Origin of the sequence: Microbacterium sp. UBA3394, assembly GCF_002358725.1 — a bacterium.
GTDB classification, from domain to species: Bacteria; Actinomycetota; Actinomycetes; order Actinomycetales; family Microbacteriaceae; genus Microbacterium; species Microbacterium luteum.
This window is the reverse complement of the sequence record NZ_DEPK01000051.1, coordinates 1565-12300: the sequence shown is the minus strand read 5'-3', so window position 1 is coordinate 12300 and position 10736 is coordinate 1565. Positions and strand designations below refer to the sequence as shown.

General features: G+C 70.1%; 10 protein-coding genes and 1 pseudogene. All 11 read left to right on the top strand.

Annotation, left to right across the window (positions count from 1 at the left end; all coding sequences use genetic code 11):
- A partial coding sequence (gene alaS, locus B4E30_RS02700) for an alanine--tRNA ligase (RefSeq protein WP_286793373.1) occupies positions 1-2527 on the top strand: 2527 nt, incomplete at its 5' end.
- Entirely contained in the window at positions 2524-2997 is a 474-nt protein-coding gene (gene ruvX / locus B4E30_RS02695; RefSeq protein WP_286793372.1) for a Holliday junction resolvase RuvX, read from the top strand. The genes alaS and ruvX, both read left to right, overlap by 4 nt.
- 239 nt (positions 2998-3236) lie before the next feature.
- On the top strand, positions 3237-4442 hold the full coding sequence (mltG, locus tag B4E30_RS02690) for an endolytic transglycosylase MltG (protein WP_286793371.1): 1206 nt from the start codon (positions 3237-3239) through the stop codon (positions 4440-4442).
- Positions 4409-5269, top strand: coding sequence for a shikimate dehydrogenase (locus B4E30_RS02685; protein ID WP_286793370.1), 861 nt, complete (start codon positions 4409-4411; stop codon positions 5267-5269). The genes mltG and B4E30_RS02685 overlap by 34 nt, the downstream gene beginning before the upstream one ends.
- A 4-nt stretch (positions 5270-5273) precedes the next feature.
- On the top strand, positions 5274-6491 hold the full coding sequence (gene aroC / locus B4E30_RS02680) for a chorismate synthase (RefSeq protein ID WP_286793369.1): 1218 nt from the start codon (positions 5274-5276) through the stop codon (positions 6489-6491).
- Positions 6488-7000: a shikimate kinase gene (locus B4E30_RS02675; RefSeq protein WP_286793368.1), complete on the top strand. Its 513-nt coding sequence runs from the start codon at positions 6488-6490 to the stop codon at positions 6998-7000. Before aroC ends, B4E30_RS02675 begins: the two co-directional genes overlap by 4 nt.
- Positions 6997-8073, top strand: a complete 1077-nt coding sequence (gene aroB, locus B4E30_RS02670) for a 3-dehydroquinate synthase (RefSeq protein ID WP_286793367.1) — start codon at positions 6997-6999, stop codon at positions 8071-8073. The genes B4E30_RS02675 and aroB overlap by 4 nt, the downstream gene beginning before the upstream one ends.
- Positions 8070-8537, top strand: a complete 468-nt coding sequence (gene aroQ / locus B4E30_RS02665) for a type II 3-dehydroquinate dehydratase (RefSeq protein WP_286793366.1) — start codon at positions 8070-8072, stop codon at positions 8535-8537. The genes aroB and aroQ overlap by 4 nt, the downstream gene beginning before the upstream one ends.
- A gap of 91 nt (positions 8538-8628) precedes the next feature.
- On the top strand, positions 8629-9189 hold the full coding sequence (gene efp, locus B4E30_RS02660) for an elongation factor P (protein ID WP_071043486.1): 561 nt from the start codon (positions 8629-8631) through the stop codon (positions 9187-9189).
- Between the two features lie 6 nt (positions 9190-9195).
- Positions 9196-9606: a transcription antitermination factor NusB gene (gene nusB, locus B4E30_RS02655; RefSeq protein WP_071043487.1), complete on the top strand. Its 411-nt coding sequence runs from the start codon at positions 9196-9198 to the stop codon at positions 9604-9606.
- A 32-nt stretch (positions 9607-9638) separates the two neighbouring features.
- Positions 9639-10736: pseudogene (locus B4E30_RS02650) on the top strand (DNA/RNA helicase); the annotation flags it as partial.

Here is a 10736-nt window from a genome sequence, read left to right as displayed (position 1 = left end):
CCCGTATCTCACCGGTGTCGTCCCCGCCCCGTACCCCCGAGCGGCCGACGTGCAGAAGTGCATCCGCACCAACGACATCGAAGAGGTCGGCAAGACGCCGCGGCACGGCACCTTCTTCCAGATGCTCGGCAACTGGTCGTTTGGGGATTACTTCAAGGAAGGCGCGATCGGCTACGCGTGGGAGCTGCTCACCCGCAGCGACAGCGAGGGCGGTCTCGGTTTCGATGCGAAGGATCTCTGGGTCACGGTCTACGAGGACGACGACGAGGCGGAGTCGCTGTGGCGATCGGTCGCAGGCGTCTCGCCCGACCGCATCCAGCGTCTGGGCAAGGACAGCAACTACTGGAGCACGGGGCAGCCGGGGCCGGCCGGACCGTGCTCGGAGATCTTCTTCGACCGCGGTTCTGCGTACGGCATCGACGGCGGACCGGCGACCGACGACGACCGCTACGTGGAGATCTGGAACCTCGTCTTCATGCAGTACGCCATCACGAACGTGCGCTCGAAGCTCGACTTCGACATCGTCGGCGACCTGCCGCAGAAGAACATCGACACGGGCATGGGGCTCGAGCGTGTCGCGTTCTTGAAGCAGGGTGTCGAGAACATGTACGAGACCGACCAGGTGCGGCCGGTGCTCGACCGGGCGGTGGAGCTCTCGGGCCGGCGCTACGGCGCCGACCACGAGGACGACGTGCGGTTCCGCGTCATCGCCGACCACGTGCGCTCCTCGCTCATGCTCCTGTCGGATGGCGTGACGCCCTCCAACGAGGGTCGCGGCTACATCCTCCGGCGTCTGATGCGCCGCGCGATCCGTGCCATGCGTCTGCTCGGCGTCGAGGAAGCCACGTTCCCGGAGCTGTTCGCGGCGTCTCGTGACGCCATGAAGGCCTCCTACCCCGAGCTGCAGAGCGACTACGGACGGCTGTCCGCGTACGCCTTCGCGGAGGAGGAGACGTTCCTGCGCACCCTCGCGTCGGGATCGACCATCCTCGACCTCTCGGTCTCGAACACGAAGGACGCGGGCGGCACGACGCTGTCCGGCTCCGAGGCGTTCCTGCTGCACGACACCTACGGGTTCCCGATCGATCTGACCGTCGAGATCGCGCAGGAGGCCGGCCTCGAGGTGGACCGTTCGGCCTTCGACACGCTCATGCAGGAGCAGCGCCAGCGTGCGAAGGACGACGCCCGGAGCCGCAAGCGCGCGATCGCCGATCACAGTGTCTATCGCGACTTCCGCGCGAAGGGCGAGACGGTGTTCACCGGCTACACCGATCTCGAGACCGAGAGCACGGTGCTGGGTGTGCTGGTCGGCGGCGTGTCGGTCGACAGGGCCTCTTCGGGCCAGGTCGCGGAGGTCATCCTGGCCGAGACGGCGCTGTACGCCGAGTCGGGCGGGCAGGTCGCCGACAAGGGGGTGATCGTCGGCCCCGGCTTCGAGCTCGACGTCATCGACGTGCAGCGGCCGGTCCCCGGCCTGATCAGCCACACGGTCGAGGTCGCCACCGGTGAGGTCGGGGTGGGTTCGGCGGCGACGACGGTCGTCGATGCCGCCAATCGGCGCGCCGCGCGTCAGGCCCACTCGGCCACGCACCTGGTCCACGCGGCGCTGCGGGACACCCTGGGTTCGTCGGCGACGCAGGCCGGGTCGCTGAACCGGGCGGGCTATATGCGATTCGACTTCACGTGGGCGCAGCAGCTGTCGGACGCGACGAAGTCCGAGATCGAGGAGATCGCGAACAACGCGGTGCGCGACAACCTCGAGGTGACCACGCGTGTGCTCCCGCTGGATGAGGCGAAGGAGCTCGGGGCGATGGCGCTCTTCGGCGAGAAGTACGGTGACACCGTTCGCATGGTCGACATCGGCGGCCCCTGGTCGCGAGAGCTCTGTGGTGGCACCCACGTGTCCGCCAGCGCGGAGGTGGGGTTGATCAGCCTGGTCGGTGAAGCTTCGGTCGGTGCCTCGAACCGGCGCGTCGAAGCTCTGGTCGGGCAGGATGCCTTCCGGCAACTCGCCGCGGAGCGTGCGCTGGTCTCGCAGCTGTCGACGTCGCTGAAAACCCCGCGGGAGCAGCTGCCGGCGCGGATCGCCGAACTCTCGGCGAGCCTGAAGGCGGCGGAGAAGAAGATCGCGGCGTTCGAGGCGAAGGCCCTGTCAGACCGTGCGCCGTCGCTCGTCGAGCAGACGCAGCAGGTGGGCGCGTTCCGTGTCGTCGCCGAAGCCATCGGTTCGGCCGGCTCGGCCGACGACGTTCGCACCCTCGCGCTCCAGGTTCGAGACCGCCTCGGTTCGACCCCTGCCGTTGTGGCCCTGGCCGCCGCGGTCGGTGAGAGGGTGACGATCGTCGTCGCCACCAACGACGCCGCGCGGGCGGATGGCGCGAAGGCCGGCTCGCTCGCGAAGGGCGCAGCGGCGATCCTCGGCGGCGGAGGCGGCGGTCGGGACGACGTCGCGCAGGGGGGCGGCACGAACATCGCGGTGGTCCCAGCGGCGCTCGCGTCCGTCGTCGAGGCGCTGCGCAGCGCATGAGCTCGTTCCGGCGTGGCGTGCGGCTCGGCATCGATGTCGGCCGTGCACGCGTCGGCGTCGCGCGCTGCGACCCGGACGGCATGCTCGCGACTCCGGTCGAGACGGTCGCCCGAGACGACCGAGCGGTCGCCCGTGTGCGGGAGATCGCGACCGAGCTCGAGGCCTTGGAGATCCTGGTCGGTCTGCCCCTGAACCTGCGCGGCGAGGACACCGCTTCGACGGTGGACGCGCGGGAGTTCGCCGCGGCCGTCGCCGCCGCCGACGCACCACCGGTGAGGCTCGTCGACGAGCGGTTGAGCACCGTCTCGGCGCACGCCGCCCTGCGGCTCTCCGGGCGGTCGCAGAAAAGGTCTCGTACGATAGTGGATCAAGTCGCCGCGGTGGTCCTGCTTCAGCAGGCCCTCGAGGTCGAGAAGAGCACCGGTCGCCCCCCAGGCTCACCCGTCCCCCCGGTGCAGGAGCCCATCTGATGCCACAGTCGTCGTCTTTCGATGATCCCTTCGCGGACCTGTTCGACAAGCTTCCCGACCCGCGTCGACGCGAGTCCGCGGCGGGCGCGGATGACCTCGCGACGGCGCCTGACCCATCCCGCGTCACCCCGGACTCGCCGTCGGAACCGACGTCTCCTCCGCCCACCTCTCGTCGTGCCGCTCGCGAGGCGGCAGCCCGGCAGTCGGGCACACCACAGCCATCGCAGGCCCCGTCGGCGGTGGCAGAGCCTCCGAAGCAGGCTCCCACGAATGCCCCGGCGTCCCGGGAGACTCTCGACGATCTCTTCGCGGGCAAGGGGAGCACGGAAGACTTCGGATCCACACCACCGCCGCCGAACAAGCGCCGTCGCCGGATCGGAGGATGGATCGCTTTCGGCGTCGTCCTGGTGCTGCTCGGCGGCCTGGCGGGAACCGGCTACTACGTCTGGACGACCTACGAAGAGCAGATCCGCGACGTGATGGGGTGGCAGGAGCCGGCGGACTACGAGCCGGGCATGGCCACCGGCGAAGCGCTCGTCACGATCTCGGCCGGCGACACGGGCGGGCCGATCTCCCAAGCGCTCTACGACGCCGGCGTGACGAAGACACCCGATGCGTTCTACGACATGCTCGTGGACACCGGCCAGAACCCGACGTTCTATCCGGGTGTCTACCAGTTGCAGCAGATGATGACCTCTGAGGCGGCCCTCGAGGCGCTCGAGAACCCCGAGAACAAGCTCGAGAACTCCGCACTCCTGCCCGAAGGGCTGACGGTGGATCAGTCGCTCCCTCTCCTCGCGGAGGGAACGGGCATCCCGCTGGAGGATTTCGAGGCGGCCATCGCCGATCCTTCGCAGTACGGTGTCTCCGCGGACAGCCTGGAGGGATGGCTGTTTCCGGCGATGTACACATTCGACCCCGACACCTCTGCGACCGAGGTCATCCAGACGATGGTGGACCGGACCGTCGCCTCGCTGGATTCCGCCGGGGTGCCCGAGGCCGATCGCGAGGAGATCCTCACCATCGCCTCGATCATTCAGCGCGAAGCCCGCGAGGAGGAGGACTTCTACAAGGTGTCGCGAGTGATCCAGAACCGTCTCGCTCCGGACAACCAAGAGACCTTCGGTCGGCTCGAGATGGATTCGACGGCGCAGTACGGGATCGGTGAGGACGACGGGACCGTCAGCTCGTCGGAGGAGGCGCTGACCGACGACAACCCGTGGAACACCTATGTCCACCCCGGGCTGCCGATTGGTCCCATCGCCAACCCCGGCGACGTCGCGATCGACGCCGCCATGCATCCCGCGGAAGGCCCGTGGCTGTACTTCGTGACGGTCAATCTGGACACCGGTGAGACCGTCTTCACCAACACGTACGCCGATCATCTCGCCGCGGTTGATCAGTGGCGGGCATGGTGCAGCGAGAACCCGGACTCGGGGTGCTGACCGCACACCGCCTGGCCGTGTGGGGCGATCCGATCGCGCACAGTCGATCGCCGCAGATGCACCGTGCGGCCTACGACGCGCTCGGGCTGGCGTGGGAGTACGACCGACGCCGAGTGGACGACGCCGGATTCGCTGCCGCGGTCGCGTCGCTGGACGCGACCTGGCGAGGACTGTCGCTGACGATGCCGCTGAAGCAGGTGGCATTCGCCGCTGCGGACCGGGTCGACCGCGGCGCGCGCCTGACCGGTGCGGTCAACACGTATCTGTTCGAGGCGTCGGGCCCGGTCGGCTTCAACACCGACATCGGCGGAATCGTCGCCGCGCTGGCAGAGATCGGGTGCGGCGGCATCGACCATGCTCGGATCATCGGCGCGGGGGCGACGGCGACGTCGGCGCTGGTGGCCCTGAGCGATGCCGGCGTCGATCGGGTCGAGGTGCTCGCACGGCGACCGCAATCCGTTGCGCCGCTGGTCGAGCTCGGTGATCGCGTCGGCGTGCGGGTGCGTCCGGGACCCCTGGACGACCCCGACGGGGACGTGCCGCTGACGGTGGCGACGCTGCCCGGCGACGCCGTCGTCGATGCGGCGTCGGCAGCGCGCCTGGCCGCGACCGGGGGCACGCTCTTCGACGCCGTGTACGGCCACTGGCCGACCGCCCTGGCACGCGCATGGCAGGACGCCGCCCTCCCCGCCCACTCCGGACTCGGGATGCTGCTGCACCAGGCGGTCCGGCAGGTCCGCATCTTCCGGGACGGCGACCCCGAGGCGGTGCTCCCCGACGAACCGATCGTGGTCGCCGCGATGCGGCGCGCGGTCGTGGGAGACTAGTCGCATGCTCCGCGTGCTCACGGCCGGCGAATCGCACGGCCCCGAACTCGTCGCGATGATGGAAGGACTCCCCGCCGGCGTCCCCATCTCCCGTGATGCGATCCAGACCGATCTCGCCCGCCGCAAACTCGGCTACGGACGCGGCTCTCGCATGAAGTTCGAGGCGGACGAGCTGAACATCTCCGCGGGAGTGCGGCACGGGATGAGTCTCGGTTCCCCCATCGCGCTCCGGATCGGCAACACCGAGTGGCCGAAGTGGGTCGAGGTGATGAGCGCCGAACCGGTCGAGCTCACCGAGCGCTCCCGCGGGCGCGGCGCGGCCCTCACGCGCCCTCGCCCGGGGCACGCCGACCTCGTCGGCATGCAGAAGTACGGCTTCGACGAGGCCCGGCCGATCCTGGAGCGGGCGAGCGCCCGCGAGACCGCCGCACGCGTCGCGCTCGGAGCGGTCGCCCGGTCGTTCCTGTCCGAGCTCGGCATCCGGCTCGTCAGCCATACCCTGTCGATCGGCCCGGTCCGCGTGCCCGAGGACGCTCCGGTGCCCAGCCCTGATGACGTCGAGGCCCTCGACGCCGATCCGCTGAGGTGCTTCGACGCCGAGACGAGCCGACGTATGGTCGAGGAAGTCGACGCGGCCAAGAAGGACGGCGACACCCTGGGCGGCATCGTCGAGGTGCTCGCCTACGGGCTTCCCCCGGGGCTCGGCTCCCACGTGCAGTGGGACCGCAAGCTCGATGCGAAGCTGGCCCAGGCCCTGATGAGCATCCAGGCCATCAAGGGCGTCGAGATCGGCGACGGGTTCGAGACCACGCGTCGGCGCGGCTCGCAGGCGCACGACGAGCTGTTCGTCGCCGACGACGGCATCACGCGGTCGAGCGACCGAGCCGGAGGGACCGAGGGCGGCATGTCCACCGGGACCGCCCTGCGGGTGCGGGCCGGCATGAAGCCCATCGCCACGGTTCCGCGCGCGCTGCGCACGGTGGATGTGAGCACGGGCGACACGGCGTCGGCTCACCATCAGCGCTCCGACGTGTGCGCGGTCCCGGCCGCGGGTGTGGTCGCGGAGGCAATGGTGGCGATCGTGCTGGCCGAATCGGTTCTGGAGAAGTTCGGCGGCGACAGCGTGGCCGAGACGCGCCGGAACCTGCAGGCCTTCGTCGCGGCGATCCCCGCGACGCTCCGGACGACCGCGGTCAGCGACGGCGCGCTGCTGGACGTATGACGCGCTGCGCCCTCGTGCTCATCGGTCCGATGGGCGCCGGCAAGACGAGCGTCGGTCGCCGGGTGGCGAAGGCTCTCGGACGACGCTTCTACGACAGCGACATCGCCGTCGTCCGTGAGCACGGGCCCATGGACACGATCTTCGCGGAGCACGGCGAGCCTGCGTTCCGCGCGTGGGAGCGGGAGGCCGTCGCCAGCGGACTCGCGCGCGGCGGCGTCGTCTCGCTCGGCGGCGGCGCGGTGCTGAACACCGACACGCAGCGTGACCTCGCACGTCATCGCGTCGCGCTGCTGACCGTGGAGCCCCGCGTGGTCGCGGCGCGCGTGGCGGGCACCGACCGGCCGCTGCTCGGCGGCGACGACGCGCGGGCGCGCTGGGAGCAGATCTTCCGCGAACGGGAACCGGTCTATCGGCGGCTCGCCGATCGCACCTTCGACACGTCGCACGGGCCGTTGCAGCGTGTCGTGGATGCGATCGTGACGTGGGCGCGCGAGGAGGAGGACGAATGAGCGATGTGACGACGATCTCCGTGTCCGGCGACGCCGGGTACGACGTGACCGTGGGGCGCGGGGTGCTGTCCCGGCTCGGCGAGACCCTGCCCGCCGCTGCGCGCAAGGTGCTGATCGTGCACCCGCCGACGCTCGCCGCGCAGGCGGAGCGGCTCCGCGGGCAGCTCATGGGCGATCGTGAGGTGCTGCTGGCCGAGATCCCCGACGCCGAACAGGGCAAGCGGATCGAGGTGGCGGCGTTCTGCTGGCAGGTGCTCGGGCAGGCGGACTTCACCCGCACCGACGCCGTCGTGGGGTTCGGCGGGGGAGCGGTCACGGATCTCGCGGGTTTCGTCGCGGCCACCTGGCTGCGAGGGGTGCCCGTCGTGCAGGTGCCGACCACCGTGCTCGGCATGGTCGATGCGGCCGTGGGCGGCAAGACGGGCGTCAACACCGCCGAAGGCAAGAATCTCGTCGGCGCCTTCTGGCCACCGCACGCGGTGCTGTGCGATCTCGACCTGCTGGAGTCGCTGTCCGAGCACGAACGGGTCGCAGGGTACGCCGAGGTCGTCAAGGCGGGCTTCATCTGGGCACCGGAGATCCTGGACCTGATCGAGGCAGACCCCCGGGCGGTCGTCGACCCCGGCAGCGCGGCCTTCCGACGCACGATCGAACTGGCGATCGAGATGAAGGCGCGCGTCGTATCGAGCGATCTGCGCGAGGCCGGACTGCGCGAGATCCTCAACTACGGTCACACCCTCGGTCACGCGATCGAGCACGCCGAGCGCTACCGGTGGCGCCACGGCGCCGCGATATCGGTCGGCATGGTGTTCGCCGCCGAGCTGTCCCGTCTGGCCGGGCGGCTCCCGGATGCCGCGGTGCAGCGTCACCGCGACATCCTCGGTTCCCTCGGGCTGCCCATGAGCTATCGCGCCGGCGCCTGGAGTCAGCTGCTGGCGACGATGCAGCGGGACAAGAAGAGCCGCGCCGGGATGCTGCGCTTCATCGTGCTGGATGACATCGCGAAGCCCACGGTCCTGCAGGCACCGGACGAGTCGCTGCTGTTCGCCGCCTACCAGGAGGTCGGCGAATGAGCACGGCCGGTCGCGCCCGCCGCCTTCTGATCGTGAACGGACCGAACCTCAACCTGCTCGGCACCCGCGAACCTGAGATCTACGGGTCCGCGACGCTCGCCGACGCCGAACGGCTCGCCGCCGACGCCGCGGCCGAGTCGGGCTTCGAGGTGCGCGCGGTGCAGAGCAATCACGAGGGCGTGCTGATCGACGCCATCCACGACGCGCGGGAGGACTGCGCCGGAATCGTCATCAACCCCGGCGGACTCACTCACACCTCCGTCGTCCTGCGCGACGCGCTCTCCGGCGTCGCCCTGCCGGTCGCCGAGGTGCACATCTCCGACGTGCGCACCCGCGAGAGCTTCCGCCACCACTCCTATGTCGCCGATGTCGCCGTGGTCCACGTGATCGGCGAGGGCGTGCATGGATACGCAACCGCCGTGCGCCGCCTGATCGCCGTGATCGCCGGCCAGGCGGACGGCTGACCGGCGCCGCGCGCCGCCATCCTCTAGAATCGAACGTCGGACCAGCGCCCCGCGCGCCCCGCGACCTCTCAACGAACGGACTCTCCTCCTCATGGCATCCACCGCAGACATCAAGAACGGCGTCGTGCTCAGCATCGACGGACAGCTCTGGAGCGTGGTGGAGTTCCAGCACGTCAAGCCCGGCAAGGGCGGCGCGTTCGTGCGGACCAAGCTGAAGAACGTCGTCTCGGGAAAGGTCGTGGACCGCACCTACAACGCGGGCGCGAAGATCGATATCCAGAACGTCGATCGCCGGGACTACACGTACCTCTACAACGACGGCGAGAGCTTCGTGTTCATGGACATGGCCGACTACGACCAGATCAACGTGCCCGCCGCGACGGTCGGTGACGCGGCCAACTTCATGCTGGAGAACCAGCAGGTCACCATCGCGCTGCACGACGGCACGCCGCTGTATCTCGACCTGCCCGCCTCGGTCGTGCTCGAGATCACCTACACCGAGCCCGGTCTGCAGGGCGACCGCTCCTCGGCGGGCACGAAGGCCGCCACGGTGGAGACCGGATACGAGATCCAGGTGCCGCTGTTCCTCGAAACGGGCACGAAGGTCAAGGTGGACACCCGCACGGGTGACTACCTGGGCCGCGTGAACTGATCGCGGATGAGCGCACGCACCAAAGCCCGCAAGCGCGCGCTGGACATCCTGTTCCAGAGCGATGTCCGCGGAGACGACCTGCCCGCGATGCTCGCCGTGGAAGCGCGTCGAGCCGCGAACGAGCCCGCTCGGGAGTCGTCGTGGCTGTACGCGCGTGACATCGTCGACGGCATCATCGACAACCGCGACGAGATCGACGAGCAGATCACGACGCACGCGCGCGACTGGTCGCTGGCGCGCATGCCCGCCGTCGACCGCGCCCTTCTGCGCATCGGCGTGTGGGAGATCCTCTACAACGACGAGGTGCCCACGGCCGTGGCGATCGACGAAGCCGTCGAGCTGGCGAAGGAGTACTCCACCGACGATTCCGGGTCCTTCGTCCACGGCATTCTCGCGCGGGTGGCCCGTTCGTCCTGACCGGTGTCCGCGCTTCGGGAGAGGATGATGCGGTGTCCTCCGCCGTCGAACCTTCGCCTGCCGGTGACCAGCCCGGGTCAAACTGGCGCAGGATCGTCGCGCCTGCGGAGGAGATCTCGGACGGGACTCGGCTGGCTCTGTTCGTCGACCTGAAGCTGCGCACCCGGACGGGGCAGTGGGGACCGAGCAGACTCGAGCCGGCCACCGGCGGAGGCCTGCTGCGACGCGCGAACGACGTCGCGGTCGGGCTTCGGCCGGCCGTGCGTGGCGCGGCGGCAGGATCGTGGATCCGCGGCGACGTGAGCTGGGAGTCGCTCCGACGACCGGGGGGACCGTGGTCGGCGGACCAGGCGAGGTGGTTCGCCGAGCTCCACAGCATCGCGCGGGAGGTGCGCACCCTCGCCACCTACTCCGATCTCGGGGAGTGGCTGGTGCTGGACACGATCGAATCCGGCCTGCTGTGGCCGCATCTGGCCTCGGCGGATGACGTCGGCATCCCGCTCGTCGGGACGGCCGCAGATCGTCGGGTGATGCTCGCGCGACAGACGCAGGCCGCTCTGCGCATCGAGCGCGTCGAAGACGGCGGCCTGCGCCTGTGCGCCGACATCTCGATCGACGGGGAGTCCTTCACGGGCGAAGCCCTCCGCCCCGTGGCGGCCTCCGGTCTCTACGGCTACCGCGTGATCGACGGCGCCCCCCTCCTCGTGCTGGCGCCCGCGCACCTCGACGACGTGACAAGGCGTCTCCTCACCGTCGGCGGCTCGGTGCACGTGCCGCCGGCGGATGCGGGCGAGTTCCTCCGCGACCACGCACCGCTCATCGCGCGCCGTCTTCCGGTGCACGCCGGAGCCGGCGTCGAGGTGCCTTCTCCGCGTCCGCCCCATCTTCGCGTTCGTGTCGACGCCCGATCCGTCGATCGGATCGTCGTCGCGTGCGCGTGGATCTACCCGGGGCGGCCGCCGCGGGCCTTCGCGGGCGATCCCGACGACCCGGAGCGCGACGCCAGCTTCGAAGCGGAGGTGCGCGCCGCGCTCGCGACGGCGTGGGGCGCGGTGACCGATGTCGTCCCGGCGGCACATGCCGAGTTCCGCGATGTCGAAGCGGCGGAGTTCACCACGCGGCTGCTGCCG